This is a genomic window from Streptomyces prunicolor, assembly GCF_045162825.1.
GTDB classification, from domain to species: domain Bacteria; phylum Actinomycetota; class Actinomycetes; order Streptomycetales; family Streptomycetaceae; genus Streptomyces; species Streptomyces prunicolor.
This window is the reverse complement of record NZ_CP108676.1, coordinates 10,396,275-10,421,315: the sequence shown is the minus strand read 5'-3', so window position 1 is coordinate 10,421,315 and position 25,041 is coordinate 10,396,275. Positions and strand designations below refer to the sequence as shown.

Genomic DNA, 25,041 nt, shown 5'->3' with positions numbered 1-25,041 from the left:
CCTTGTATACCGGGCGGTAGGTACCTGGGGCCAGAGGTCTGGAGGGACGAGTTCGCTGCCCGAGGAGTCACGGCACCCGCCGAAACAGTTCGGCCGGTTTGGTGGCCGGTTCCCGTCCCCGCGCACGTGGACCACGTCCGGCGGGTATCCCTACCGCAGGCGTCAACGCGCTTGGGGGTGGGGGGAGTTGGCTCTGTTGCCGCAGAGGCTGCGGAGGCACGAGAAGCGCGCGTCGTGGCGCTCACGAAGGCGCGAGGCGATCCGTGCGCTGCGCGCCCAGGGACGCTACGGCCCCGGACTGCGCGAGGTGCTGCCCGCCCTCGTCGTGGTCGCCGTCGTCGTGTGCGGGATCGTGGCCGGGCTCGCCGTGGCGTACCGCGTCCTCGGCACCGGCGCGCTCGCCGCCGGCCTGGCGCTGCTCGCCGTCATCACGGCGGCCGTGGTCCGGCACAACCGGCCGCTGGCCCGTCGCCGGCTGGGCTACTACACGCCCGAGGAGATCGCCGACCTGGATGTGGACGGGCTCGCCCTGGCCGTGTCCCGGATGCTGCGCCGGGACGGCTGGCGGGCGCTGGCCCGGCCCGACGCGCAGGGCCAGCCGTGGGTCCGCGCGCGGGACCGGCTCGGTCGCCGTCTGGAGGTGGCCTTCCGGCCGGTGGCCGAACCGTTGCCCGACGAGGAGACACCGACCCGCGCCGCACGCTCGGCCGGCTCCGGACCGCATCTCCGTCTCGTGGTGCACCGGGGCACCTTCAGCCGACGTGACGTCCAGTGGGCGCGCAGGCAGGGCGGCGTCCAGCTCATCGACGGCTCACGCCTGCGGCGCTGGGCCCACGGCACTCCGCTGCACCGGCTGCCCGAGGTCCCCTGACACGCCTCCTGGCACGTCCCCCGACACGCGGAACGAGCCGCGGGCACGAGGCCCACGGCTCGTTCACGGTACGGCTCGTCAGTCCGTGGTCTCGCAGTGGTTGCCCAGCGCGGGGTTCAGCAGACCGATGACGTCGATCGAGTTGCCGCACAGGTTGAGGTCCAGGTCGATCGGCACCTGAACGACGTTTCCGGAGAGCACGCCCGGGCTGTCGCTGGCGGTCCCGACGGGGTCGGGGTCCGCGCTCGCCGTACCGGCGCACAGCAGCAACGCCGCACCCGCCAGACCCGCCGCGGCCGTCAGTCGCTTCCTCATGAAGAACTCCTGTCACTCGGAGGGGCATGTCCCTCCACGCTGGGGGTGCTTCGGGGGGTCACGACACTCTTCGGCGTCCGAACGGGTGGTGACGCCCCACTCAGGCAGCCCGCCCAGGCCGCCCGCTCAGGCCGTCAGACCGGCGGCGACCGTCGCCCCCAGCTCCCAGCACGCCTCGACACCGGCCCTGTCCGGCTCACCGGTCAGCGTCACCGGGTCGACGACCCGCCGCCAGCCCAGCCCCGTCGTGATCGACTCGATGCCGCGCACGGCTCCCGTCACGTCGTTGCCGCCGTGCACGTAGTAGCCGAAGGGCCGGCCCCGGGTCTCGTCCAGGCACGGGTAGTAGATCTGGTCGAAGAAATGCTTCAGCGCGCCGGACATGTAACCGAGGTTCGCGGGCGTGCCCAGCAGAACGCCGTCGGCGGCCAGCACGTCCGACACGGTCGCGGACAGGGCGGCACGCCGTACGACCCGCACGTCCTCGATCTCCGGTGTCGTGGCTCCCGAGACGACGGCCTCGAACATCGACTGGCAGTTGGGCGAGGGGGTGTGATGCACGATCAGCAAGGTGGGCACGGGGCGAACCTACTCGTCGGCCGGCTCCACCCTGGTCACAGCGCCCTGGGTGTCGGCCTCCAGAAAGCCGTCGGAGCCGTAGTCGTCGCTCAGATAGATCGCCATGCCGGCCGGGGTGTCACCGCCGTTGGTGCTCGGCAGCCGGAGCAGCAGGTAACGGCTCGTCGGGTCCTTGACCTTCAGGTCCTTGTTCGCGCGCTTCAGCAACGCGGGAACCGCGTCCCAGTTGAAGTCGTCGAGCTTCACCGGCGTGTCTCCGTCTGTCACCGTTCCCTTGTTGTCGGTCCCCTCGTCGAAACCGGTACCGGAGCGATAGGTATAGCTGACGTACCTGGTCTGGCTGCCCTTCACCATCACCTCCGCGATGACATACCCCGGGTAGACGGAGAAGTCGTTGAAGCGGTCGCTGCCCGTCTTCTCCTTGAAGGCCTTGATCGCGGTCCGGATGCCGGACGGGGTGAGCATGTCCTGGGTCTTCACAGCGGCGCTGCTCTGGCTCGCCGAGGCCGTGGGCGTGCTCTGCTGCTGCGTCTGACCGGTCGCGCCCGCGGACGCCGACGTGTCCTTCTTGTCGTTCCCGTCCGGCAGCACCTTCCAGGCGAGCGTGCCGATGAGCAGTACGCCTACGACGCTGGAGGCGACCGTGACGCCCCGGTTCCGCTTCGCCGGGCGGCGCCGCCGACTCGCCGTCTGCATACCGTCGGTGGGTGGCAGCGACGGAGGCACCGGCGGTGCGAGCCGGTACGAGGTGGTCTCGGGGCGCCGGTCCTCGGGCTGTACCGCGGCGACGTTCAGCATCCGGCCGACCGTTTCGGCGTCCGGCCGCGCCTCGGGATCTCGGATCAGGACGCAGGACAGCACCGGCGTGAGCGATCCGGCCCGCACCGGTGGCGGCACGTCCTCCTGGAGTACGGCGGCCAGGGTCGCCAGGGTGGTGCCGCGCTGGAGCGGGTGGTAGCCCTCGACCGCGACGTACAGCATCATCGCGAGCGACCACAGGTCGGCGGCGGGACCGCCGCTCTGGCCGGTGACCCGTTCCGGGGCCATGTAGTCGGGCGTGCCGATGATCGAGCCGGTGGCGGTGAGGGCGGTGGCGTCGCGGATCGCGGCGATGCCGAAGTCGGTGAGGACGGGGCGGCCGTCGGTGCGCAGCAGGACGTTGGCGGGTTTCACGTCGCGGTGCTGGACGCCCGCCGCGTGTGCCGCGTTGAGGGCGTCGAGCACGCCTCGGCCGAGTTGGGCGGCCTCGGCGGGAGCCATCGGCCCGCGGGCCAACCGGTCGGCGAGTGAGCCGCCTTGGACGAGTTCCATGACGAGCCAGGGGTAGGTGCCCACACCCTCGTCGACGATGTGGTGGATCGTCACCACGTTCGGGTGCTCGACCCGGGCCAGGGCGCGTGCCTCGCGCAGGACCCGCTGGCGCAGCAGCTCCGCCGCGGCAGGGTCGTACTCGGCGAGGTCGATGTCCGGCGGCCGGACCTCCTTGACCGCGACATAGCGGTGCAGCAGCAGGTCCTGGGCGCGCCACACCGTGCCCATGCCACCGCCGCCGAGCCGGGACTCCAGCTCGAAGCGGCCGTCTACGACCCGTCTGCCGGGCTCCCCCTCGTTCATGCGGAGGAGCTTATGTGACGAACGTGCACGCCTGTGCCGCGAGTTCAGAAGGTGAGAAACGTCCGGGCCGACCCGTGGGGGCCGACCCGGACGTCAGTGGTGCGTTGCCGTAGAACTACTCGGACCGAGACTCGGACTCAGTCTCAGACGAGGTCGAACCGGTCCAGGTCGGAGACCTTGACCCAGGCGTCGACGAAGTCCTTCACGAACTTCTCCTTCGCGTCGTCGCTCGCGTAGACCTCGGCGAGCGCGCGCAGCTCGGAGTTCGAGCCGAAGACCAGGTCGGCACGCGTGCCGGTCCACTTCACCGCGCCGGAGGCGTCGCGGGCCTCGAAGGTCTGCTGGTCCGCGGAGGTCGACGACCACGTGGTGCCCAGGTCGAGCAGGTTCACGAAGAAGTCGTTGGTCAGCGTGCCGACCTTGTCGGTCAGGACACCGTGGGTGGACTGGCCCTGGTTGGCGCCCAGGACGCGCAGGCCGCCGACGAGGACGGTCAGCTCGGGGGCGCTCAGCGTGAGCAGGTTCGCCCGGTCCAGCAGCAGGTACTCGGCGGGGAGGCGGTTGCCCTTGCCGAGGTAGTTGCGGAAACCGTCGACGGTCGGCTCCAGCGCGGCGAACGACTCGACGTCGGTGTGCTCCTCGGTCGCGTCGACACGGCCCGGCGTGAAGGGGACCTCCACGTCGACGCCGCCGTCCTTGGCGGCCTTCTCGACCGCGGCGGCACCACCGAGGACGATCAGGTCGGCCAGGGAGACCTTCTTGGCACCGGAGTTGAACTCCGCCTGGATGCCTTCCAGAACACGCAGCACCTGAGCGAGCTGGTCGGGGTCGTTGGCCTCCCAGCCGCGCTGCGGCTCCAGGCGGATACGGGCACCGTTGGCACCGCCGCGCTTGTCGCTGCCCCGGAAGGTGGAGGCGGACGCCCACGCGGTGGACACGAGCTGCGAGACGGTCAGGTCCGAGGCGAGGATCTTCGCCTTGAGGGCCGTGATGTCCGCGGCGTCGATGGCCTCGCCCTCGGCCTGCGGCAGCGGGTCCTGCCACAGCAGGGTCTCCGACGGGACCTCCGGGCCGAGGTACAGGGACTTCGGGCCCAGGTCACGGTGGGTCAGCTTGAACCAGGCACGGGAGAAGGCGTCCGCGAACTGAGCCGGGTTCTCGTGGAAGCGCTTCGAGATCTCGCCGTAGATCGGGTCGAAGCGCAGCGCGAGGTCGGTGGTGAGCATCGTCGGAAGCTTCTTGGCGTCGCTGTGGGCGTCCGGGATGATCGCCTCGGCGTCCTTGGCCACCCACTGGTTGGCGCCGGCGGGGCTCTGGGTCAGCTCCCACTCGTAGCCGAAGAGGATGTCGAAGAAGTCGTTGCTCCACTGGGTGGGCTTGGTGGTCCAGGTCACCTCGAGGCCGGAGGTGATCGCGTCGCCGCCCTTGCCGCTGCCGTAGGTGGACTTCCAGCCCAGGCCGAGCGCCTCCAGCGGAGCGGCCTCGGGGTCGTCGCCGACCGACTCGGCCGGGCCCGCGCCGTGGGTCTTGCCGAAGGTGTGGCCACCGGCGATGAGGGCGACGGTCTCCTCGTCGTTCATCGCCATGCGGCGGAAGGTCTCACGGATGTCGCGGGCCGACGCCAGCGGGTCCGGGTTGCCGTTGGGGCCCTCGGGGTTGACGTAGATGAGGCCCATCTGGACGGCGCCGAGCGGGTTCTCCAGCTCGCGGTCGCCGGTGTAGCGCTGGTCGTCGAGCCAGGTGGTCTCGGGACCCCAGTACACGTCCTCGTCGGCCTCCCAGACGTCGGCACGGCCGCCGGCGAAGCCGAAGGTCTCGAAGCCCATCGTCTCCAGCGCCACGTTGCCCGTGAGGATCAGGAGGTCGGCCCAGGAGATGGACTGGCCGTACTTCTTCTTGACCGGCCACAGCAGACGGCGGGCCTTGTCGAGGTTGCCGTTGTCCGGCCAGCTGTTCAGCGGCGCGAAGCGCTGCTGGCCGCGGCCGCCACCGCCGCGGCCGTCGCTGATGCGGTAGGTGCCGGCGCTGTGCCAGGCCATCCGGACCATCAGCGGGCCGTAGTTGCCGAAGTCCGCCGGCCACCAGTCCTGCGAGGTGGTCAGTACCTCGGCGATGTCCTGTTTGACGGCCGCGAGGTCGAGGGCACCGAACGCCTCGGCGTAGTCGAAGTCCGCGCCGAGCGGGTTCGCGACGACCGGGTCCTTGGCGAGGATCTTCAGGTTGAGCCGCTCCGGCCACCACTGACGGTTGCCACCGCCCTGGGTCGGGTGCGCGGCGCGCCCGTGCGCGACGGGGCAGCCCCCGGCATCCTCCGACTTCGCGTCCGTGACGATTGCGTCGTGGTTCTCAGACATGGGAATCCTTCCAAAACGGGGTGGAACACGTGGCTCAGGAACTGGGGACTGCGGTGCAGGCGGGGCACAGACCCCAGTAGATGACCTCGGCCTCGTCGATCGAGAAGCCTTGGTCGTCGGCGGCGGTCAGGCAGGGTGCCTCGCCGACCGCGCAGTCGACATCGGCGACGACACCGCACGACCTGCACATGAGGTGGTGGTGGTTGTCGCCGACGCGTCCTTCGAAGCGGGCGGGACTGCCTGCCGGTTCGATACGGCGTATGAGTCCGGCCGAGGTCAGCGCATGGAGCGCGTCGTAGACGGCCTGGAGAGATATGTGTCCTACGCGGTCACGGACCCCGGACGCGACCGCCTCGACATCGAGGTGGTCACCGTGCCGGACGGTCTCGAGCAGCGCGACGCGGGCTGCCGTCACCCGCAGGCCGGCACCGCGCAGCTCCTCGGCGGTGGTCGGTGGCTGGGATGCGGTCATGGCGCTCAACCTACAGCCATAAACACGAGTGATTCAAGAAAACAAACGGTTCAAGTTAGATGTCTTGCCGGGGTGGGCGGTGTGGACCGGTCCCAGGTGGTGGCGGTGACCCCGCGTTCGCGCAGTACGCCCTTGCGAACCTTGCCGGTCTCGGTGAGCGGAAGCTCACGGACGGTGTCGATGTAGCGGGGCACCGCGAACGGCGGCAGCTCGTCCGCGCAGTGCCGTAGGAGGTCACCGAGGTCCAGCACCTGCCCGGGCGCGGGGACGATCGCGACCATCACCTCGTCCTCGGCCAGCTCGGAGGGCACCGGGAAGGCCGCCGCGTCGGCGACCGCCGGGTACGAGCGGACCACGGACTCCACCTCCTGCGAGGACACGTTCTCGCCGCGCCGCCGGATCACGTCCTTGATCCGGTCGACGAACCGGAACCACCCGTCGGCTTCCCGCACCACCCGGTCCCCGGTGCGCCGCCACGCGGTGGGACCGGGCTCCGACTCCCCCAAGTACCCGGTACAGAAGACGAATTCGTGCGCGCTACGGACCACCAGCTCACCGGCGACACCGTCCGCGACGGGTTCGAGGAGGTCGTCGACCACACGCACGGAGAACCCGTCGCGCACGGTACCGAGGTAACCGGCCCGCTGATTGTCGGGCGTCGACCCGATGACGAGGTTCGTCTCCGTCGACCCGAACCCGTCGACGAGCGTGACCCCGAACCGCTCGCGGAAGGGCTCCCACGCGGACCCGGGAGTGGCCGGCGAGAGCCCGCGCCAGGCCCGGTGCGCACGGTCGCCGGAGCCCGGCGGCTGCGCCAGCAGCATGGGCACCATCGCGCCCAGCAGATAGACGACCGTCGCCCCGGCCTCCGCCACCCGTCCCCAGTACCGCGTCGCGGAGAACCGCTCACCGATCACACAGCTCGCCCCCACGGCCATGGCGTGCGCGAGGGTGTTCAGCGCGTTGGTGTGGAAGAGCGGCAGGCAGGTGTACAGCACGTCGTCGGCGGTGAGCCGGAGCGAGTCGGAGACGTTGCGGCCCCACCACACGGTCTGCGCGTGCGGGCAGCGCACACCGCGCGCCGCTCCCGTCGTGCCCGAGGTGAACAGCACGAACGCCGTGTTCTCCGGACGCAGTTGGGCCGACGGTACGGCGGGGACCCTACCCGGCTCCGGTACGCCGTCCCCGCCCACGACCCACAACTCCCCCTGAAATCCAGCCGCTACGACCCGTTCCGCCAACTCCTCCTCCACCAGCAGGAATTGCGGTTCCGCAGCACGCAGCACCTCCCGCAGCCCGCCACCCCGCAAGCCGGTGTTGAGCGGGATCAGTACCGCTCCCAGCCAGGCGCAGCCGAGGATGAGGTCGACGACCTCGATACGGTTGTCGGCCATGACGGCGACGCGGTCACCCGGTCGGCAGCCACGCTCGGCGAGCGCTCCGGCCATCGTGGCGGCGGCCGTTCGGGTCTCCGCGTACGTCCGCGTCACCGACCCCACCCGCAGGAAGGGCCGCTCCCCGAACTCCCCGGCCGCCGCGTCAAGGAGGCCGGGGATGGTGTCGGTCACCGCAGGACGCCGGTCTCCCGAAGCTGCTGGACGCGCTCCGTCGAGAACCCCGCCACCTCGCTCAGTACGGCGTCGGTGTCGGCGCCGAGTACGGGCGCGGCCTCGCGGATCCCGCCAGGCGTCCGGGTCAGGCGGATAGGAACGCCCTCGTGGAGGAAGGCGCCCGCGACCGGGTGTTCCTTGCGTACGTAGAAGCCGCGGGCCCTCAACTGTGGGTCGTGCTCGACGAGTTCACGCCCGTCCTGCACGGCTCCGGCCGGGACACCGTGCGCCTGGAGTGTCTCGGCGGCGACGTCGGCGGGGAGCGTGCGGGTCCACTCCCCCAGCGCGGAGTCGACGAGAGCTGTCGAGCGGCGCCGGGCCTCCGCCGTGAACGTCCGCTCATCCGCGGCGAGTTCGGGTCGCCCGATCACCTCGCACAGCGCCGCCCACTCGGTGTCGTCGCGGACGCTGACGGCCAGCCAGCGGTCGGTGCCGAGGCAGCGGTAGACGCCCTGGGGGCTCCAGCTCGGGTGAGTGTTGCCGCTCGGTGTCACCGCCGGACCGCCGAGGAGGCTGGTGCCCATGTGGGCTGCTATCGCCTCCAGTTGGGACAGGTCGATGTGCTGTCCGCGTCCGGTGACGGCGCGGTGCTCCAGTGCGGCGACCGTGGCGAGGGCGGCCTGGAGCCCCGCGACGATGTCGCCGTGGCCGTAGATCACCCCGACCACGGCGTCCGGTCCCCAGCCGGTCAGTCCGGTCAGGCCCGCGCTCGCCGAGACCGTGTCGGCGTACGACACCCAGCCGTTGCGTGGTCCTGTGTGCCCCATGCCCGACATGCTGACGTAGACGAGGTCCGGGTTGATGCGGCACAACTCCTCGTAGCCCAGGCCGAGTTTGCGCATGACCGAAGAGCTGAAGTTCTCCACGAGGACGTCGCAGTGGGCGATGAGCTCGCGCAGCACCGTGATGCCGTCCTCGGTGCGGGTGTCGAGGGCGATGCTGCGTTTGTTGCGGTTGACCTCGTTGAAGTAGCCGTTGGTGTTGGGGTCCGTGTGCGGGCCGCGGGAGAGGTGCATGAAGGGGGCGAAGCGGGTGGGGTCGGGACGGCCCATGGACTCGACCTTGATGACGTCGGCGCCGTGGTCGGCCAGGACCTTGGTGCAGTACGGGCCGGCAAGGACCCAGGTCAGGTCGAGGACACGGATGCCGTGCAGGGCGGGATACGCGGGTTGTGCGGGGGCCTGCTCGGCCGGGATCGCGGGCGTGGGGCGGGGTTCGGCCTCTTCGGTGCGTTCGGTGCCTTCGGCGTCGAGGAGGTACTGGTCCGCGCCCACGCCCCGGACCTCCAACTCCCGTACCCGGCGGCCTTCCGGGAACGCGAAGGGGAAGCCCAGGTCGGTCCGCTCGCCCTCCGGGGTGCGTACCCGGGTGAAGAAGTCGCGGGCGGCGAGCTGGGGGTTGTCGGGGGGTTCGTGGGGCAGGTCGACGGCGGCCCAGGGCAGTTTTCTGGCCTGGGCCCGTTCCGCGAACTCCGCCTTCGGCCAGGCACCCACGAAGTCCTGGACGACCTTGAACACGTGCTCCTGGTGCTTCTTGCGTTCGACCGGGTCCTGCCAGCGCGGTTCCGTGAGGTCTGCCGCCGCGCCCTCCTCGCGAAGCCAGTCGAGCAGCGCGTCCCACATGCGTGGGCTGCCGCCGAGCCCGCCGCCCAAGTAGCCGTCGGCGGCCCGGAACAGGCCGTGCGGGACGAGGGGATGGACGCTTCCGGGGCGCGGCGGAACCCGGTCCTCGTGCAGATAGGCGAGCGTTCCGGCCTCCAACGCGGCTGCCACGCACGCCTGCGCGGAGACATCGACGAGTTGCCCCGGGCCGGTGCGCCGGGCGCGCAGGCCGAGCAGGGCGGCGATGGCCGCGTTGACGCCGGCGAGCTGCTCGGCCTGGTGCTCCGGGAGCCGTAGCGGCGGGCCGTCGGGGTCGCCGACCTGGGCGAGCATCCCGCCCAGCGCGGCCACGACGAGGTCGGTGCCCTGCCAGTCGGTGCGGGGGCCGATCAGACCGAAGGGGGTGACGCGGACGTGCACGAGGTCGTCGAGCCCGTCCACTAGTGCCTCGGCGCCGCTCGGGCTCCCGTCGAGCAGCACGTCGGCGGTGGTGAGCAGCGCACGCAACTCTTCGGGCGAGGCGGGCACGACCGACCGCTTCCCCGCGTGCCAGTGGACGAACGCGTCGCCGCCGAGTTCGCGTCGGGTCTCGTCGCCCTCCGGCGGTTCGACGAGCACGACCTCGTACCCGAGCCCGACCAGCAGGCGGCCGGCGAACCGGGTGAAGGGGCTGGACAGTTCGACGACCTTCACGGCGGACTCGCTCATGTCTCCTCCCCGGAGAGTCAGTTGTGCTGCTGGTTCAGGAAGCCGGAGACCACGCTGTGGTAGTCGTACGGCCATTCCTCCTGCGGGTGATGGGAGGCCTCGCTCATCACGTGCAGGTTGCCCTTGGCGATCATGCGGGCCAGCATCAGCGGGTAGTCCGGGGTCAGGAACGCGTCCTGCATACCCCACAGGAACAGCGTCGGCGCGGCGATCCGGCCGAGTTCGGCGGTGAGGTCCTGCCAGTCGCCGCGCGGGTTGTCGGAGGCACCGGCGAGGGCGGTCTCCTCGGGGTCGAGGCTCTGCTCGTAGCGCAGGGTCACGGTGCCGTCGGGGATGGCGTCCGGGGCGAACCACTCCAGGCGGGCGATGAGTTCGCGCATCTTCTGCCACGAGGGGCCGGTGCCGCCGTAATACACGTCGCGGGCGTTACGGCCCCGGCGACCGCCTTCCGGCAGCGGCGCGAGCGGGCCGTAGAAGACGGGCATGCTGCCGGTGATGACCAACGACCGTACGCGCTCGGGGTACTTGGCGGCGAGGTTGAGGGCGATGGTGCCGCCCCAGGAGTTGCAGACGAAGTCGGCGCGGTCGATGCCGAGTTCGTCGAGCAGGGCGACTGTCTTGGCCGCGTGGTAGTCCCACATGGGGCCCTCGATGACGGGCTTGGCGGACTTGCCGTACTGGAGGATGTCGACGAGCAGACAGCGGCGTTCCGTCGCGAACAGCTGTGCCACCTGGCCGAAGTCCGACCAGCCGGTGCACCCGGGGCCGCCGCCGTGCAGAAAGACCGTGGGGCTGACCGAGGGGCCGCCCTCCCCCAGTTCGACGTAGTGGTACTTGACGCCGTCCGCTTCCGCGTAGGCGCCCTCCGGGGGCGCCTGGATGTCCATGAGGTCCATGTGCTGATGGTGGGGCGGCGGCGGACCCGGCCCAAGTGGAACGGTCCACTGAGCGGGCCGGTTCCGTGGCGGTCGAGGGCGGACCGTCCTTACCGTCCGGGCACCGGAGAGGAGGCAACTCATGATCAGAAGCGCCGTGTTGGAGCTGGTCGAGGAGCGGGCCCGGGCGTCGGTGGGGCGGTGGGAGCGGCGGTCGTTGGGCGTCGTACGGGCCGAGGACGCGGCGGAGTTCGCGCGGGCGGCCGGTGAGCACGCACCGCGTCTCGTCGATCCCGCGCGCGCCGACTTCGCCGTCCACCCGATGTACGTGGTGAGTCTGCTGCGCGGGGCGCCCGGGGCCGACACGGCGGAGTTCCGGTCGGACGGCATGTACCGCGACGAGGTCCCCGGCACCGACGGGCTCGACGTCCGGCTGATGGCGGGCGGCCAGGACGTGCGCTGGGTCGGAGAGGTGCGGGCGGGCGACCTGATCGAGCTGCGACGCGCGCTGACTGCCGTGGAACGCAAGGGAGTTGGGGAGGGATTCCTGCTCCTCACGATGGAGAAGGTGTACGGCGCGGCGCGGGGGGCGTTGGTGGAGGTCACGGAGAGGTTCATCGTCCGATGACGGGCCGCCGGGAACGCCAAGTCGTCGTGGGACAGGCCGTGTTGCCCGTCGAGCTGACGACCGACGCGATCACCCTGCTGCGCTTCGGTGCCGTCACCCGTAACGCCCATCTCATCCACTACGACACCGAGTTCGCCCGGTCGGAGGGGCTGGCCGGACCCGTCGTCATGGCCCAGTTGCACGGCTGTCTGTTTCATCGTGCGGCTGCGGAGTTCGCGGGCGTGGGCGGGCAGGTCCGGGAGGTCGGCTGGCGTAATCGGGCGCCGGCGCACGTCGGTGACCGGCTGCTGGTGACGGGCACCGTGCAGTCGGTGGATGCGAGCAGTGGTGCGGTGACGCTGGATCTGATCGAGCGGTGCGGTACCGGTGATGTGGTGTGCTGCCGGGGCCGGGCGGTGGTCATCCCGGGGTGAGCGGGGCCGAAGGCTTCGGCAGCAGCCAGGCGTCGATGACGGTTGCCAGGTCGGCGGGGTCGGTGAAGACGTGTCCGTTCATGCCCGTCGCTCGCGCGGCTCGTACGTTCTCCTCGCGGTCGTCGACGAAGAGGAAGTCGGCCGGGGCTGCCCGCATGGCGGTGACGCAGTGCTGGAAGGCTGCCGGGTCCGGCTTCGCCGCTTTGATCTTTCCGGAGAAGGCGACGTGGTCCAGACGGTGCAGCCAGGGCTGCGCGGCGAGGAAGGCGTCCGCGTGGTCCGAGGGGATGTTGGACAGCAGGGCGACCTCGGTGACCTCGCGGAGGGACTGGACGTAGGCGACCATCCGGTCGTCGACGCGCGACCAGCTGTCGATGTCGGTGAGGCGCAGTTCCTCGATCGTGTCGGCGTCGGCGGGCCGGGACAGCTGTCGTAGTACGGCGGTCCAGTACTCGGGCGCGGACTGCCGACCGGCGTCGTAGGGCGGGCGGCAGGCCCAGTAGGCCGCGGTGAAGGCTTCGGTCGGTGCGTGACAGTGGTCGGCCATCTTGCCCTGGGCGCCCGGGAGTTGCTGGCGGGCGATGACACCGAAGAGGTCGAAGAGCACGATGCGCCGGTCTGTAGGCATGGTGAGGGTTCCTCCGGGTTCTGGCGGCCGGGTGGGCGGAGAAGCCTGTGCGGCACGGAGTGAGCCGTGCCGCACAGGCGGTCAGTTGCCGCTTGCGGCCATCTCGGGCGAGCGGTCGGAGCCGGTGCGCAGGACTCCGGCGGCCACGGCGGTGATCGCGCACAGCAGGATCAGCAGGACGAAGGCGTGGTTCAGGGCGACGAGGTGGGTCAGCCAGCCGATCGCGGCGGGGCCGGCGAGCATGCCGACGTAGCCGAGTCCTGCCACCCGGGAGACGTTGGCCCCGGCGGCGGAGGGGTCTGCGTGTCCGGCCGCGCTGAACAGCTGCGGGACACAGCCGGACAGCCCCAGACCGAACAGTGCCCATCCCGCGAACGCGGCCCATATCCACGGCGAGACGGTCACGACCGTGATGCCGACGGCGGCCGTCGTCGAGCCGTACCGCAGTATCGCCATGGATCCGAAGCGGGCGACGAGGCGGTCGGCGAGCAGTCGGCCGATGGTCATGGTCGCCGCGAAGGTGCCGTACGCGAAGGCGGCGGTGCTCGCGGGGGCGCCGAGGACGTCCTTCAGGTGCAGCGCGCTCCAGTCGTTGGCGGCGCCCTCGCACAGCATGACCATCAGGGCCAGGGCGGCGAGGATCCAGATGCGCCTGCCGGTGCGGCGGGGCCCGGCGGCCGGCGTGTGCTCGACCTGTCCCGCGGGGGCCGTGGGCGTGGTCGGCAGCAGGGCGCGGGCCGACACCAGGGCGGTCACGATGCCGAGGGCTCCCATGGTGGCCATGCCCGCGGCCGGGCTCAGGCCGGCGCTCGCCGTGGCCGCTCCGACCAGCGCGGCGAGGACGCCGCCGACCGAGAACGTGGCGTGGAAGGCCGACATGACGGGCCTGCCGTACGCCTTCTCCACGTGTACGGCGTGGGCGTTCATGCTCACGTCCAGGCAACCGTTGCAGAACCCGAAGACGAGCAGGGCACCTGCCAGCGTCCACGGATCCCGGGGCAGGCCCGGCAGCACCAGGGCCGCGCTGCACAGCACGGCGGTGGCGGGGACGACGATGCGCGCCCCGAGCTTGTCGGTCAGGCTCCCGGCCACCTGCATGCCGATGAAGGCCCCCAGCCCCAGCAGCACCAGCAGTCCCCCGAGCGTCGCGTGGCTGACACCCACCCGCTCCTCGATGGCGGGGATGTTCACCACCCAGGTGCCCATCAGGGTGCCGCACAGGCTGAAGTAGACAAAGGTCGCCACTCGGGCGGATCGAAGCGAATGGCTCATGGCAGCAACCGTAACGAACATTCATGGTGATTGAATACTGTCGCTTCGCACACATTGCATGTTCGTTTCGAGAGGTGTTCAATCACGCTATGAGCAACGCAGACCGGCACGGGACGATCGCGCAGGCCGTCAGGGAGACCGGCAGGATCACGGTCCAGGAACTCGTCGAACTGACCGGCGCCTCCGAGATGACCATCCGGCGCGACCTCGACGCCCTGTCCGCGCAGGGCGTTCTGGAGCGCGTCCGTGGCGGGGCGCGGACCCTGCTGCTCCGGGGCGAGGAGCCACCCTTCGCGCTGCGTGCGCACGAGGCCGTGGATGCCAAGCGCCGTATCGCGGCCGAGGTGTGCTCACTCATCGCCGACGGCGAGACCGTCCTCCTGGACAGCGGCACCACCTGCCTGGAGGTCGCCCACCTGCTGCGTCGGCGGCGGGTCACGGTGATGCCCCTGTCCTTGCAGGCGATCCAGGTGTTCGGCGAGGGCCCGGGCCCGGTCACGCTGATGGTGCCCGGCGGGCAGCCCCGGGCCGCCGAGGGAGCCCTCACCGGCCCGCTCACCCTCGCGTCCCTGGCGGCGCTCCGCTTCGACACCGCCGTCATGGGCTGCTGCGGTCTGAGCGCGGCCGAGGGCCTGACCGCCTACGACCTCGACGACGCGGCCGTGAAGAAGGCCGCCATCGCCACCGCGCGCCGCATCGTCGTCGCCGCCGACGGCAGCAAGCTCGGCCACACCGCGTACGCCTACGTCGGCCCCACCACACTCCTGCACACCCTGGTCACCGACACCTCGGCACCCGCCGACGAGATCACCGCGCTCGAAGGCACCGGCACTGTCGTCAAGACCGTCTGAGGCCTGCAAACGAGACAGTGCCGGCACACGGCCTCCCATCAGCCCAGGTCCAGCACCACCTTGCCGATCGCCTCGCCCGTCCGCAGCCGCTCGGCCGCCTCGGCGAACGCGTCGATGCCGTGCCGCTCGATCTCCAGGGTCAGCGCCCCCGTCCGCAGTTCCGCCAGCAGCACCTGCGCGTCCGCCGCGACCTCCTTGCCGCGCGACATCAGGTTCACCGGCAGCAGAGACACATCGGCCAGCAGGAAGTCCGCGAGGTCTACGGTGAATTCGCGTCCTGCTGTGTAGCCGACGAGCGCGACCCGACCGCGCGGGCGGACGAGCGGGAGCGCGTCACGCAGGACCGGTCCACCGACCGTGTCGATGACCACGTCGACCGGGCCGCCCACGGACTCCGGGGACAGCTCGGAGGCGAGGACGGCCTTCGCGGGTGCCGGGACGTGAGCGAGCTTGGCCGGCCGCCCGACCGCTCCGACCACTTCGGCCCCGGCTCGCGCGGCAACCTGCACGGCCATCGCCCCGACCGCCCCCGCCGCGCCGGTCACGAGCACCCGCTCCCCCGGCTGGACGTCCGCCACCGTGTGCACCGCCGCCCACGCCGTACCCACCGGTGAGAACCAACTGCACGCCAGCGCAGGGTCCGTGCCCTCTTCCACGATCTCGACGGCGGCGTCCGGCACCAGTGCGTGTTCCGCCCAACAGCCGTCGCGGCGCAGGCCGATGGCCTTGCCTCCGAGGCGGACCAGAGTGCCCTCGGGGTGGATGTCCGAGGCGAGGACGACCCCGCAGCCCGTGGTGCCCGGTACGGCGGGCAGGTCGGGGAGGATGCCGAACCTGCCGTCCACGACGTTCAGATCGAGGTGTCCCACCTGGGCCGCCCGCATCCGTACGAGAGTGTGGCCGGGGCGGGGCTCCGGCACCGGGCGCTCCACCAGGCGGGGCAGTGAGCCGAAGCTCTCCAGGACCAGGGCGCGGGACTTGGCGGTCGTCACAACTTCACTCCGTATCGACGCAGAACGCGGGACGCGACGATCCGCAGGACGCGGTCGAAGACGAACCCGAGGATTCCCAGGGTGATGATCCCGACGAAGACCCAGTCGATCCGCCCGTAGTTGCGGGAGGTCCAGATCAACGAGCCGAGTCCGACCTGGGAGGCGACGATCTCGGCGGAGACGATGGTCAGGAAGCTGTTGCCCATGGCGAGGCGGGCGCCGGTGACGATGTGCGGCACGGTCGAGGGCAGCACGATGCTCCGCAGGATCTGGCGGCGGTTCGCGCCCAGGTTCCGGGCCGCGCGCAGCTTGGACTCGCTCACCGCCATGACACCGGCGCTGGTGTTGACCGTGACGATGAAGACGGCCGTGTAGAAGATCAGGACGACCTTCGACGACTCGCCGATGCCGAGCCACACCACAGCCAGGGTCACGAAGGCGACCGGTGGGATGAAGCGGAAGAACTCGATGTAGGGCTCCAGGAGTTGGCGGATCACCGGGACCTGTCCGACGAGCAGTCCGACCGGTGCGCCGACGAGTACGCCGAGTCCCCAGCCGATCAGGATGCGGCGGCTGGAGGCGATGATCGAGTTTGTCAGCGTGCCGTCCGACGCCAACTGCCGTGCCGCGCCGAGGGTTTCGCTCGGGGAGGCGACCAGCGAGGAGCCGTACGCCATCGCCAGCAGTTGCCAGACGGTGAGGCCGACGAGGACGGACAGGGTGTACATGCCGAGTGCGCGCAGGCGGCTTGCGGTCGCCCGGGCGGGGCGTTTCCGCGCTTCCGCGCTGCCGGTGGCCGCGGCCGTCGCGACGGTCATCGGTCGTCCTCCTCCGCATCGCGCGACGCGTCGTCGAGTCCCTGGTCGCGCAGCGCCTTGCGGACCTCTTCGCCGATGTCCGCCCGGAGTTGGCGGCGCAGTTCGACGGCGGACGGATCGTCCTCGTCGCGCGGCCTGGGGAGGTCGACGGGGTAGACGGACTTCACCGAGGCCGCCGGGCCCGCGGTCATGACGGCGATCCGGTCGGCCAGCAGGATCGCCTCGTCGATGTCGTGGGTGACGAAGACGACGGTGCAGCCGGAGGCGCGCCAGATGCGGTCGGTCTCCTCCTGCATCACCTGCCGGGTCTGCGCGTCGAGCGCGCCGAAGGGTTCGTCCATCAGGACGACGCCGGGTTCGTTGGCCAACACCCGGGCGATCTGGACGCGTTGGCGCATGCCGCCGCTGAGCCGGCCCGGGAAGCGGTCCGCGCAGTGCCGTAGCCCCACCAGGCCGAGGTATTCGTCGGCCAGCTTCGTCTGTTCGGCGCGGGAGGCGCCGCGCATGCGGGGGCCGAAGGCGACATTCTGACGGACCGTCATCCAGTCGAACAGTGCCTCGCTGCTCTGGAAGACCATGCCCAACTCCGGGTCGGGGCCGGTGATCCGGGCCCCGCCGACGCTGAGGCTGCCCTCGTCCACGGGCACGAAGCCGGCCATCGCGGACAGCAGCGTGGACTTGCCGCAGCCGCTCGGGCCGAGCAGACACAGGAACTCGCCTGCGGCTATGTCGAGGGAGATGTTCTGGACGGCCTGGAAGGAGTCGAAGCGGATGCCGACGCCGTCCGCGCACAGGGCGGCGCCACGGACCTTCGGCAGGGCGCTCTCCACGACCTCCGTCATCACGACGTTCCCTTCAAGTGCTGGTTGAACCAACCGCGTTGGACGGCCGTCGTGACATCCGGCGGTGCCTTGACCTTGCCGGTGTCGACGAAGAACTTGGCTGTGTCCGCGTACCCCTTGAGGTCCGTGTCGGTGAAGTCGCGGGTCCCGAAGTCGATCTCCTTGATGGCGGTCAGCGTCTGGGCGGCCGGGACCTTCACGGCCTTCTCGGTCGCCTGGGCCGCGGCCTTCGGGTCGCTCTCGGTCAGCCGGGCCGCCTCCTGAAGAGCCTGGGCGACCTTGGTGGCGGTGCCGGAGTTGGCCTTCAGCCAGGCCGCGCCGGTGAGCAGCCACTGGGAGTAACTCAGGCCGTAGGCACCGGTGTTCTCCAGGATCCGGCCGCCCTGCGCGACGCCCTTGGTGGGCCAGGGTTCCCACAGGACGTACGCGTCGACGTCGCCCTTCTGCATCAGGGCCGGGATCTCGGGCGGGTCCGCGGTGATGAACTTGACCGACTTCGGGTCGATGTTCTTCGACTCCAGGAACCGGGTCGCCGCAAGCTCGGACAGCCCAGGCGCCACGGCCATCCTGCGTATCTGCGAAGGGGACTTGACCTTCGGGCCGAGGACGACCTTGAGGTACTTGCCGGACTGCTCGTACACCAACAGGGAACGCAGGTCGGGGTCTTGGGGCAGCATGCTGATCGTGGTGGTGTCCGAGTTGCCGGACATCTGGACCTGACCCGCGACGAGGTTGTTGACGCCCTCGCTGCCCTGCCCGAACTGGACGAGCTGGACGTTCACCCCGTGCTTGGCCCAGAGGCCTTTCGCGTCGGCGAGGAAGAAGGGCGCGTACGAGGCGTCGATGCCGACGCCGATGCGGATCGTGGGGCCCGCGGCGTTCTTGCCGGAGCCGGAGCCCGCGGCCGAGTCGGTGGTGCCCGCGCCGCACGCGGTGAGGGTGAGGAGTGCGACGGCGAGGGCGGTGGGGCCTGCGAGGGGGTGGCGTGTCGTGGACCGTGTCTCCATGAGTACCTCAGAGGTCGATGGGAGACCGCCGGCTTCGGCTGGTCGGTGGGGGGCGGCACGGGATGTGGCGCACCGTAGAACGCCGGGTGGCCTCCACGCATCGACGAGGGTCCGCTGAACGGGACGCGCAGGTGAGCCCCGGTCTCCCAGGGTGTCCGTGCGGGGCGGTCCGCCCAGCGGGACGGGTCCCTTGGGCGGATCCGCCGGTCCGCCGCATGCTCGCCGGACAGGCATCCCGGCAGCAGGAGGACGCGCACGATGACGGTCGAGGACTCTCCCGACGCACAGCCCACGGTCCGGAGCCGGAGCCGCCGCAGACCAACAGGTGAGCCCGGCCGCCAGGACTGGAAGTCGTGGCCCCACTACGACGCGGCGGGCTCGGGTTTCCGCGGCTACTGGTACCCGGTCACCTGGTCCAGCCAGATCACCGCCGATCCGCTCCCGTTCACCATCTGCGGCGAGAAGATCACGCTGATCCGGGACGGCGACACAGCGTACGCGCTGCACAACCGCTGCCCGCACCGCGGCGTCCCGCTCTCCGAGGGCGACCAGCAGTTCCCCGGCACGATCAGCTGCCCGTACCACGGCTGGACCTTCGACCTGCCCACCGGCAAGCTCGCCGCGGTCATCACCGACGGCCCCGGCTGCCGGCTGACCGGCAAGGTCTCGGTGCGGACGTACCCGGTCGAGGAGCGCCTCGGCATGGTGTGGGTGTACATCCCGCTCGCCGACGAGGAACCGCACTCCATCGACTCGCAGTTGCCCGAGGAACTCGTCGAGAACGCCTTCGTGATGGGCGGCCGGATCGACCCGCGCAGCGGCAACTGGCGCTTCGCCTGCGAGAACGGCTTCGACGAGGGACACGCCAAGTACCTGCACCGCACGGCACTTTGGCGCCTGTTCAAGCCGATGCCCACCTGGAACATCACGCGCGTCGTCCCCAAGGGCCGCTGGATCTACCGCGTCCAGGACGAGGTGTACTGGGAGGCGGACTTCCCCGGCGTCGGCCGCTGGACCAACAAACGCTGGTGGAAGGCCCAGCCGCCGAAGGAGACCTTCAACATCGGCAACACGGGCAAGCCCGACAAGGTCAACCCGACGATCGAGGCCCAGGAGTTCCCCGGCTTCGCGTCCCTGTCGATGCCGGGCGTGCTGCGCATCGCGTACCCGAACTTCATCCACTACGAGTTCTACGTCCCCGTCGACGAGGACAACCACCGCTATGTCGGTGTGATGGTCAACTTCACCGAGGGCTGGGACACCCTGCGTTTCTACGCCAAGTACCTCGGTGCGATCCGGTGGTTGTTCCACGGCCAGTTCTCCGGCCAGGACGCGTGGATGGTCGACATCACCGACGCTCCCCCGGAGAAGCTCTACCGCCCCGACATCTCGCTGACCGCCTGGCGGAACCTCAGCGAGGAGGAGTACGGCAAGAAGCTCGCCGGCCCCGACGCAGTCACCAGTTCCGACGAGAAGAAGGCATGACCATGGGCCGCACCCTGCTCACCCTGCTGATCGGAGCCGGCATCGCCCTCGGGCTCCCGCTCGCAAAGAAGCGCTTCGAGCGCACGACCATGACCCAGGTCCACAGGATCAACCAGTGAGTGCCGCAGGCGAGTTGGCGGGGCTGGACGCGCAGCGGCGCGGCTGGGTCGAGGACGCCTGGCGGCAGGTCACCGGCGACCGGTTGCGCGAGCTGATCACCGGGCTGGTCGACATCCCGTCCCCTACCGGCGACGAGGGGCCCCTCGCCGGGCACATCGCCGACACCCTCACGGCCGCCGGCTGCCGTGCCCAGGTTCAGCCGTTGGACGACCGGCAGGCCAACGCCTGGGCCCGGCTGTCCGGCGACGGCACCGGCCCCGACCTCATGCTCTACGCGCCGATCGACACCCTGACGGTGGGCGAGGAGAGCGAGGATCTCCCGTGGATCGGGCCGGAGTTGAGGGACGACATGCGTCCGCGGGCCACCGTCCACGACGACCTCGTCGTCGGCCTCGGCGCCTCCAACCCGAAGGGCCACGCGGCCTGCGTGATGATGGCCGCCGAGGCGATCGCACTCGCGGGCATCCCCCTCACCGGCGATCTGGTCGCGGCGTTCGGCGCGGGCGGCATGCCCACCAACGCCCGCCCCGGCTCCACCCGCCTCAACACCGGCCAGGGCGCGGGCTGTTCGTTCCTCCTGGAACAGGGCGCCTGGACCGACTACGCCCTCATCGCCAAGCCCGGCTGGACGGTCTCCTGGGACGAGGTCGGCCTGGTCTGGTTCGAGGTGACGGTCCACGGCACCCACACCTACGTCGGCTCCCGCCACCGCCTCCCCTACGACAACCCCGTCGTCCGCGCCGGTGAGGTCGCCCGGCATCTGGAGGAGTGGTTCGTCGAGTACGCCGACCGGCACACCTCCGGCACGGTCGCGCCGCAGGGCATCGTCTCCTCGATACAGGGCGGTTGGCCCCGGATGGCTGCGGTGACACCGGCGTCCTGCACCCTCATGGTGGACCTGCGCATCGCCCCCGACACGGCCCCGATGCAGGCCAAGCGGGAGTTCCTCGCAGCCATCGACACGCTCCGCGAGAAGAACCCCGGCATCCATGTCGACGCCGAGATGGTCCTGGCCGTCCCCGGCACGCGCACCGACCCCGACAGCTGGATCTGCCGTAGCGCGACGGCGAGTTGGGCCGCGTTCGAGGGCCGCGAGCACGAGGTGATCCGGGGCAACAGCGGGGCCACCGACGCCAACATCCTGCGTGGGCGCGGCATCTCGACCGTCCGGGTCGGTATGCCGAAGGTCACGGACTCGCTGTTCGACATCGACTTCGCGCGGGGCATGAACACCGTCTCCGTGCAGGCGATGGAGAAGCTCACGCGCCATCTGATCCGTACGGCGATCGACACCGTGACCCGGTCCCGCGCCGAAGTGGCGTCCCTCTCGGAAGGAACGACGGCATGACCGAGATCGTCCTGGGCGTGGGCGCCTCGCACAGCACACTGATGAACACGCACTGGAAGGAGACCTTCCACAAGGACCGGGCCGAGCGGTTCCGCGACGCGCTCGCCGAGGCACGTGAGGCGCTCCTCGCGGCCCGCCCCGACACGGTGATCCTCATCGGCTCGAACCACTTCCGCGGCTTCTGGCTGGACCTGATCCCGAGCTTTACGATCGGCGTCGGCGAGTGCGTCGCCAGCGGCGAGTCCGGCACCCCGAAGGGCCCGCAGCCGGTGGACGTGCCACTGGCCCGACACATCGCCAACTCTCTTGTGGAGAGCGGGAGTTTCGACCCGGCGTTCTCGGCGAAGCTCCAGATCGACCACGGCCAGTCGCACGCCATCCAGTACCTCTTCGAGGGCCTGGACGTGGAGATCGTGCCGATCGTCGTGAACGTCTTCGCCCCTCCGCTGCCCACCCTCACCCGCTGCGAGGAACTCGGCCGCGCGATCCGGGACGCCGTCCTCGCCTTCCCCGGCGACCGACGCGTCGCGGTGGTCGGCTCGGGCGGGCTCTCGCACCGGCTCCCCTGGCCGGACTGGCGTGAACCGCACGGCGCCGACGAGGAGTTCATGGTCGGCGCCTGGCTGAACGGCCGGGAGAACTGGCAGGACTACGACGTCCGGCGCCGCGAGATCATCCGCGCCGCCGAGGCCGCGCTCAACCCCGAGTTTGACGCCGACTTCCTGTCCCTCGTGGAGCGCGGCGAGACGCGTCGCATCACCGAGTACACCACCGAGGAGCTGGAGAAGGTCGCGGGCAACGGCGCACAGGAGTTGCGCACTTGGCTGCTCATGTCGGCGGTGCTGGACCACATTCCGGGACGCCGGCTGGCGTACGAGCCGATGCCCGAGTGGCTCACCGGGATGGGCGTAGCCGTCCTCGACCCCCAACAGGCCCCCACCGAAAGGCAGTAAGGCAGTCATGAGCATCTGGACCGAACTCTCGGGCATCGACTACCGGCACGCGTACGTCGAGACCGGCGATGTCACCACCCGCGCGCTCCAGGCCGGCCCCGAGGACGGCGAGCACGTCGTGTTCCTGCACGGCACGACCGGTCACCTGGAGGCGTTCGTCCGCAACATCCCGGCGCACGCCGAGGCCGGCTACCGCTGCCACGCCATCGACATGCTCGGCCACGGCTACACCGGCAAGCCCGACCGACCGGGCGAAATCCCGGCGTACGTCGACCACTTGATGGCCTACCTCGACGCGGTCGGTGCCGAACGCGCCCACCTGGTCGGCGAGTCGCTGGGCGGCTGGGTCGGTTCCTGGGCCGCGAGCGAGTACCCGGACCGGGTCTCCTCCCTCCAACTCCTCTGCATGGGCGGCACGAAGATCAACCCGGCGGTGATGGAACGGCTCAAGACCTCGACGCGCGCCGCCGCCGTGGAACCGGAGATCTCGTACACCCGCGACCGGCTGGCGCTGCTGTGGGCCGAGTGGGACGAGGACCTGGGCGAGGAGCTGACCCAGGTGCGCTACGAGATCTACCACCACCCCGACTTCCAGGAGAACCTGCACAACCTGCTGGCGCTCCAGGAGGTCGAGGCGCGTGAGCGGAATCTGCTGCGCCCGGACCGCATGGCGCGGATCAAGGCGCCGACGCTGGTGGTGTGGGGCAACAAGAACCCGCTCGGGGACGTGCCTGAGGCCGAGGCGATCGCCGCCGCGATCCCAGGAGCACGGCTGGAGATCTTCACAGAATGCGGACATTGGCCGCAACATGAGAAGGCCAGCCTGTACAACCCCCTGAGTCTCGCCTTCCTCGCCGAGTCGTCGTCCGCCCACTGACAGTGAGATTCCCGCCGTAACCGTTGATCGTGAGGTGCCCGCCATGACCGTCGTCCCGATCGCCCGCGCCGCGGCCTACACTCCCCCGCCTCCCGTCACCGGTGCAGCCGCCGCGTCCGCGTCTCCCGACTCGATGAACTCCGTCCTCGGCAAGGTGCGCCCCATCCTGGAGGCGTTCACCGTCGACGACGAGTCGCTCTCCCTCGCGGATCTGGTGCGCCGTACGGGAGTTGCGAAGGCCACGGTGCACCGGCTGTGCCAAGAGCTGGTCGTCTGGGGCCTGTTGGAGCGCGCGGGATGCGACTACCGGCTCGGGCTCAGGCTGTTCGAGATCGGGCAGCGGGTGCACCGGCAGCGGATCCTGCGCGAGGTGGCGCAGCCGTACATGGAGGATCTGCTGCTCGCCACCCAGGAGACGATCCACTTCGCGATCCACGACGGCCTCGACGTCGTCTACTTGGAGAAGATCCTGCCGCACCGTGGCCTGAGCGAGGAGTCCCGCGTGGCAGGGCGGCTCCCCCTCTACTGCACCGCGACCGGCAAGGCGATCCTGGCCTTCTCCCCCGCCACGCTGTTCGGGGACGTGGTCAGAAACGGGCTGAAACCGTTCACCCGGCACACGATCACCTCTCCCGGGCGGCTGCGCGGCCAGGTGGAGCGCATCCGGGAGGAGGGCATCGCGACCGAGGCCGAGGAGGTCAGACTCGGTTACATGAGCATGGCCGTGCCGGTCTTCGGCCGACAGAACACCCTGGCCGGCGCTCTCTCGATCACCGCCCCGACCTACCGCGTGGACGCCGCCGCACACGCGAGCGCGCTGCGCACCGCGGGTCTGGGCATCGGCCGGGCACTGCGGTCGGCCCTGTGAACGTCCTGGACGAAGTGCTGACCCGGGCCCGAAGTCTCGTCGACCGGTGGGAGGACGAGGACTGCGGCACGGTCACCGTCAAGGACTTCTGCCGGTACGCCGCCGCGCTGAACGACGCCGAGTACATCGACCGGGCCCGGAAACGGGAGGCGACGGGCGAGCCGGTCGAGGCCCCGGCCCTCTTCCTCGCGGCCACCATGAGCTGGGAAGACGGGCCCCCCGAACGGGAGTTGAGGCCGGACGGGCTGGCCGCCCGTGAGTCGCCGTGCACCATGGGCCTGCCGGTCCGCCAGGTGCACGGCGGCCAGACCGTACGGCTGCTCCGGGCCCCGGTCGCGGGCAGCCGTGTCACCGCCTCCCGCGCGGTCACCTCCGCAGAACGCAAGCAGGGCCGCTCCGGCCCCTTCGTCCTGCTCGGCCTCACCACCCGCTTCACCTCGAAGGACGGCACCGAACTGACCGCCGTCGACGAGACGATCGTCGTGATGGAAGCACTCGACTCCCCCGGAGCCGCATGAACCCGCCCGTCGCCGGTGACACCTGCCCACCGCAGAGGTACACGCACAGCACAGTCCAGCTCTTCCGCTTCAGCGCCGTGTCGTGGAACTCCCATCGCATCCACTACGACGCCGAGTTCGCGGCCTCGGAGGGCTTCCCGGGCGCCGTCGTCCAGTCCACGCTGCACGGCGAGACCCTCACCCGGTACGCGTTGGCGTGGGCCGGGCCGAACTCCCGTCTGGAGACGGTGAGTTGGCGCAACCGTACGACCGCCGTGGCCGATGAACCCCTCACCTGGACCGGGACCGTGCAGGCGGTGGAGGGCGCCCGGGTGTCCCTGGAGGTCGCCGTCCTCAAGGCCGACGGCACTCCGTGCGTGACGGGAACGGTCCAACTCGCCCTCGTCTGACCCACCGTCCCGGCAGCCGGACCGGTTCCATTG

26 protein-coding genes are annotated in these 25,041 nt (G+C 70.5%); 12 read left to right on the top strand and 14 right to left on the bottom strand.

Annotated features, from left to right (window positions below):
* Positions 1–196: 196 nt before the first annotated feature.
* Positions 197–871, top strand: a complete 675-nt coding sequence (locus OG588_RS47105) for a hypothetical protein (RefSeq protein ID WP_405952674.1) — start codon at positions 197–199, stop codon at positions 869–871.
* 78 nt (positions 872–949) lie between these two features.
* Here OG588_RS47105 and OG588_RS47100 read toward each other — a convergent pair whose 3' ends face one another.
* The 8 genes from OG588_RS47100 to OG588_RS47065 all read right to left on the bottom strand — a co-directional run bounded on the left by OG588_RS47100 (position 950) and on the right by OG588_RS47065 (position 11,020).
* Positions 950–1,186: a chaplin gene (locus tag OG588_RS47100; protein WP_405952673.1), complete on the bottom strand. Its 237-nt coding sequence runs from the start codon at positions 1,184–1,186 to the stop codon at positions 950–952.
* A gap of 126 nt (positions 1,187–1,312) precedes the next feature.
* Positions 1,313–1,765 carry a flavodoxin family protein gene (locus OG588_RS47095; RefSeq protein ID WP_405952672.1) on the bottom strand — a complete coding sequence of 151 codons (453 nt, stop codon included), beginning with the start codon at positions 1,763–1,765 and terminating at the stop codon, positions 1,313–1,315.
* A gap of 9 nt (positions 1,766–1,774) precedes the next feature.
* Positions 1,775–3,379 (bottom strand): serine/threonine-protein kinase, encoded by a 1,605-nt coding sequence (locus tag OG588_RS47090; protein WP_405952671.1) that lies wholly within the window; start codon positions 3,377–3,379, stop codon positions 1,775–1,777.
* 143 nt (positions 3,380–3,522) lie between these two features.
* The gene (katG, locus tag OG588_RS47085) at positions 3,523–5,733 is read right to left on the bottom strand and encodes a catalase/peroxidase HPI (RefSeq protein WP_405952670.1); all 2,211 of its coding nucleotides are present in this window, start codon (positions 5,731–5,733) and stop codon (positions 3,523–3,525) included.
* 34 nt (positions 5,734–5,767) lie between these two features.
* Positions 5,768–6,205 carry a Fur family transcriptional regulator gene (locus tag OG588_RS47080; RefSeq protein ID WP_033280496.1) on the bottom strand — a complete coding sequence of 146 codons (438 nt, stop codon included), beginning with the start codon at positions 6,203–6,205 and terminating at the stop codon, positions 5,768–5,770.
* A gap of 50 nt (positions 6,206–6,255) precedes the next feature.
* Complete coding sequence (locus tag OG588_RS47075) at positions 6,256–7,773, bottom strand: AMP-binding protein (RefSeq protein WP_405952669.1); 1,518 nt, start codon at positions 7,771–7,773, stop codon at positions 6,256–6,258.
* Entirely contained in the window at positions 7,770–10,124 is a 2,355-nt protein-coding gene (locus tag OG588_RS47070) for a CoA transferase (protein ID WP_405952668.1), read from the bottom strand. Before OG588_RS47070 ends, OG588_RS47075 begins: the two co-directional genes overlap by 4 nt.
* Before the next feature lie 17 nt (positions 10,125–10,141).
* Positions 10,142–11,020: an alpha/beta fold hydrolase gene (locus OG588_RS47065; protein ID WP_405952667.1), complete on the bottom strand. Its 879-nt coding sequence runs from the start codon at positions 11,018–11,020 to the stop codon at positions 10,142–10,144.
* Positions 11,021–11,141: 121 nt separating this feature from the next.
* Here OG588_RS47065 and OG588_RS47060 point away from each other — a divergent pair, with 121 nt between their 5' ends.
* The gene (locus OG588_RS47060; RefSeq protein WP_405952666.1) at positions 11,142–11,627 is read left to right on the top strand and encodes a MaoC family dehydratase N-terminal domain-containing protein; all 486 of its coding nucleotides are present in this window, start codon (positions 11,142–11,144) and stop codon (positions 11,625–11,627) included.
* Positions 11,624–12,040, top strand: coding sequence for an acyl dehydratase (locus tag OG588_RS47055; protein WP_405952665.1), 417 nt, complete (start codon positions 11,624–11,626; stop codon positions 12,038–12,040). The genes OG588_RS47060 and OG588_RS47055 overlap by 4 nt, the downstream gene beginning before the upstream one ends.
* On the opposite strand, the gene OG588_RS47050 is transcribed toward OG588_RS47055, so the two are convergent.
* Together OG588_RS47050 and OG588_RS47045 are read right to left on the bottom strand one after the other, a co-directional pair.
* Entirely contained in the window at positions 12,027–12,668 is a 642-nt protein-coding gene (locus OG588_RS47050; RefSeq protein WP_405952664.1) for an HAD family hydrolase, read from the bottom strand. The genes OG588_RS47055 and OG588_RS47050 overlap by 14 nt on opposite strands.
* An 81-nt stretch (positions 12,669–12,749) precedes the next feature.
* Positions 12,750–13,940: an MFS transporter gene (locus tag OG588_RS47045; protein ID WP_405952663.1), complete on the bottom strand. Its 1,191-nt coding sequence runs from the start codon at positions 13,938–13,940 to the stop codon at positions 12,750–12,752.
* Between the two features lie 89 nt (positions 13,941–14,029).
* Between OG588_RS47045 and OG588_RS47040 the strand changes: the two genes are divergently transcribed.
* Positions 14,030–14,791 carry a DeoR/GlpR family DNA-binding transcription regulator gene (locus tag OG588_RS47040; RefSeq protein WP_405952662.1) on the top strand — a complete coding sequence of 254 codons (762 nt, stop codon included), beginning with the start codon at positions 14,030–14,032 and terminating at the stop codon, positions 14,789–14,791.
* Positions 14,792–14,829: 38 nt separating this feature from the next.
* Here OG588_RS47040 and OG588_RS47035 read toward each other — a convergent pair whose 3' ends face one another.
* Genes OG588_RS47035 through OG588_RS47020 form a run of 4 tightly spaced genes read right to left on the bottom strand, consistent with a single transcriptional unit; the run spans position 14,830 to position 18,450 of the window.
* Positions 14,830–15,783, bottom strand: a complete 954-nt coding sequence (locus OG588_RS47035; RefSeq protein ID WP_405952661.1) for a zinc-binding alcohol dehydrogenase family protein — start codon at positions 15,781–15,783, stop codon at positions 14,830–14,832.
* Positions 15,780–16,601, bottom strand: a complete 822-nt coding sequence (locus OG588_RS47030; protein WP_405952660.1) for an ABC transporter permease — start codon at positions 16,599–16,601, stop codon at positions 15,780–15,782. Before OG588_RS47030 ends, OG588_RS47035 begins: the two co-directional genes overlap by 4 nt.
* Positions 16,598–17,443, bottom strand: a complete 846-nt coding sequence (locus OG588_RS47025) for an ABC transporter ATP-binding protein (RefSeq protein WP_405952659.1) — start codon at positions 17,441–17,443, stop codon at positions 16,598–16,600. The genes OG588_RS47030 and OG588_RS47025 overlap by 4 nt, the downstream gene beginning before the upstream one ends.
* Complete coding sequence (locus OG588_RS47020; protein ID WP_405952658.1) at positions 17,443–18,450, bottom strand: ABC transporter substrate-binding protein; 1,008 nt, start codon at positions 18,448–18,450, stop codon at positions 17,443–17,445. Before OG588_RS47020 ends, OG588_RS47025 begins: the two co-directional genes overlap by 1 nt.
* Before the next feature lie 258 nt (positions 18,451–18,708).
* Between OG588_RS47020 and OG588_RS47015 the strand changes: the two genes are divergently transcribed.
* The 8 genes from OG588_RS47015 to OG588_RS46980 are packed head-to-tail and all read left to right on the top strand — an operon-like array spanning position 18,709 to position 25,008.
* The gene (locus OG588_RS47015; protein WP_405952657.1) at positions 18,709–19,935 is read left to right on the top strand and encodes a Rieske 2Fe-2S domain-containing protein; all 1,227 of its coding nucleotides are present in this window, start codon (positions 18,709–18,711) and stop codon (positions 19,933–19,935) included.
* Complete coding sequence (locus tag OG588_RS47010) at positions 19,932–20,054, top strand: hypothetical protein (protein ID WP_019056058.1); 123 nt, start codon at positions 19,932–19,934, stop codon at positions 20,052–20,054. The genes OG588_RS47015 and OG588_RS47010 overlap by 4 nt, the downstream gene beginning before the upstream one ends.
* Positions 20,051–21,403 (top strand): M20 family metallopeptidase, encoded by a 1,353-nt coding sequence (locus OG588_RS47005; RefSeq protein WP_405952656.1) that lies wholly within the window; start codon positions 20,051–20,053, stop codon positions 21,401–21,403. The genes OG588_RS47010 and OG588_RS47005 overlap by 4 nt, the downstream gene beginning before the upstream one ends.
* The gene (locus OG588_RS47000; protein WP_405952655.1) at positions 21,400–22,356 is read left to right on the top strand and encodes a catechol 1,2-dioxygenase; all 957 of its coding nucleotides are present in this window, start codon (positions 21,400–21,402) and stop codon (positions 22,354–22,356) included. Before OG588_RS47005 ends, OG588_RS47000 begins: the two co-directional genes overlap by 4 nt.
* A 7-nt stretch (positions 22,357–22,363) precedes the next feature.
* Positions 22,364–23,233, top strand: a complete 870-nt coding sequence (locus OG588_RS46995; RefSeq protein ID WP_405952654.1) for an alpha/beta fold hydrolase — start codon at positions 22,364–22,366, stop codon at positions 23,231–23,233.
* Between the two features lie 43 nt (positions 23,234–23,276).
* Positions 23,277–24,101, top strand: a complete 825-nt coding sequence (locus tag OG588_RS46990) for an IclR family transcriptional regulator (RefSeq protein ID WP_405952653.1) — start codon at positions 23,277–23,279, stop codon at positions 24,099–24,101.
* Entirely contained in the window at positions 24,098–24,619 is a 522-nt protein-coding gene (locus OG588_RS46985; protein ID WP_405952652.1) for a MaoC family dehydratase N-terminal domain-containing protein, read from the top strand. The genes OG588_RS46990 and OG588_RS46985 overlap by 4 nt, the downstream gene beginning before the upstream one ends.
* The gene (locus OG588_RS46980) at positions 24,616–25,008 is read left to right on the top strand and encodes an acyl dehydratase (RefSeq protein ID WP_405952651.1); all 393 of its coding nucleotides are present in this window, start codon (positions 24,616–24,618) and stop codon (positions 25,006–25,008) included. The genes OG588_RS46985 and OG588_RS46980 overlap by 4 nt, the downstream gene beginning before the upstream one ends.
* Positions 25,009–25,041: the final 33 nt, after the last annotated feature.

What these genes read in the sequence shown, in the direction of transcription:
- OG588_RS47090 (WP_405952671.1), bottom strand. Translation starts at nt 3,379, where the DNA reads ATGAACGAGGGGGAGCCCGGCAGACGGGTCGTAGACGGCCGCTTCGAG.
- OG588_RS46980 (WP_405952651.1), top strand. Translation starts at nt 24,616, where the DNA reads ATGAACCCGCCCGTCGCCGGTGACACCTGCCCACCGCAGAGGTACACG.
- OG588_RS47080 (WP_033280496.1), bottom strand. Translation starts at nt 6,205, where the DNA reads ATGACCGCATCCCAGCCACCGACCACCGCCGAGGAGCTGCGCGGTGCC.
- OG588_RS47045 (WP_405952663.1), bottom strand. Translation starts at nt 13,940, where the DNA reads ATGAGCCATTCGCTTCGATCCGCCCGAGTGGCGACCTTTGTCTACTTC.
- OG588_RS47030 (WP_405952660.1), bottom strand. Translation starts at nt 16,601, where the DNA reads ATGACCGTCGCGACGGCCGCGGCCACCGGCAGCGCGGAAGCGCGGAAA.
- katG (WP_405952670.1), bottom strand. Translation starts at nt 5,733, where the DNA reads ATGTCTGAGAACCACGACGCAATCGTCACGGACGCGAAGTCGGAGGAT.
- OG588_RS47050 (WP_405952664.1), bottom strand. Translation starts at nt 12,668, where the DNA reads ATGCCTACAGACCGGCGCATCGTGCTCTTCGACCTCTTCGGTGTCATC.
- OG588_RS47100 (WP_405952673.1), bottom strand. Translation starts at nt 1,186, where the DNA reads ATGAGGAAGCGACTGACGGCCGCGGCGGGTCTGGCGGGTGCGGCGTTG.
- OG588_RS47060 (WP_405952666.1), top strand. Translation starts at nt 11,142, where the DNA reads ATGATCAGAAGCGCCGTGTTGGAGCTGGTCGAGGAGCGGGCCCGGGCG.
- OG588_RS47010 (WP_019056058.1), top strand. Translation starts at nt 19,932, where the DNA reads ATGACCATGGGCCGCACCCTGCTCACCCTGCTGATCGGAGCCGGCATC.
- OG588_RS47070 (WP_405952668.1), bottom strand. Translation starts at nt 10,124, where the DNA reads ATGAGCGAGTCCGCCGTGAAGGTCGTCGAACTGTCCAGCCCCTTCACC.
- OG588_RS46995 (WP_405952654.1), top strand. Translation starts at nt 22,364, where the DNA reads ATGAGCATCTGGACCGAACTCTCGGGCATCGACTACCGGCACGCGTAC.
- OG588_RS47020 (WP_405952658.1), bottom strand. Translation starts at nt 18,450, where the DNA reads ATGGAGACACGGTCCACGACACGCCACCCCCTCGCAGGCCCCACCGCC.
- OG588_RS47025 (WP_405952659.1), bottom strand. Translation starts at nt 17,443, where the DNA reads ATGACGGAGGTCGTGGAGAGCGCCCTGCCGAAGGTCCGTGGCGCCGCC.
- OG588_RS47015 (WP_405952657.1), top strand. Translation starts at nt 18,709, where the DNA reads ATGACGGTCGAGGACTCTCCCGACGCACAGCCCACGGTCCGGAGCCGG.
- OG588_RS47040 (WP_405952662.1), top strand. Translation starts at nt 14,030, where the DNA reads ATGAGCAACGCAGACCGGCACGGGACGATCGCGCAGGCCGTCAGGGAG.
- OG588_RS46990 (WP_405952653.1), top strand. Translation starts at nt 23,277, where the DNA reads ATGACCGTCGTCCCGATCGCCCGCGCCGCGGCCTACACTCCCCCGCCT.
- OG588_RS47055 (WP_405952665.1), top strand. Translation starts at nt 11,624, where the DNA reads ATGACGGGCCGCCGGGAACGCCAAGTCGTCGTGGGACAGGCCGTGTTG.
- OG588_RS47065 (WP_405952667.1), bottom strand. Translation starts at nt 11,020, where the DNA reads ATGGACCTCATGGACATCCAGGCGCCCCCGGAGGGCGCCTACGCGGAA.
- OG588_RS47000 (WP_405952655.1), top strand. Translation starts at nt 21,400, where the DNA reads ATGACCGAGATCGTCCTGGGCGTGGGCGCCTCGCACAGCACACTGATG.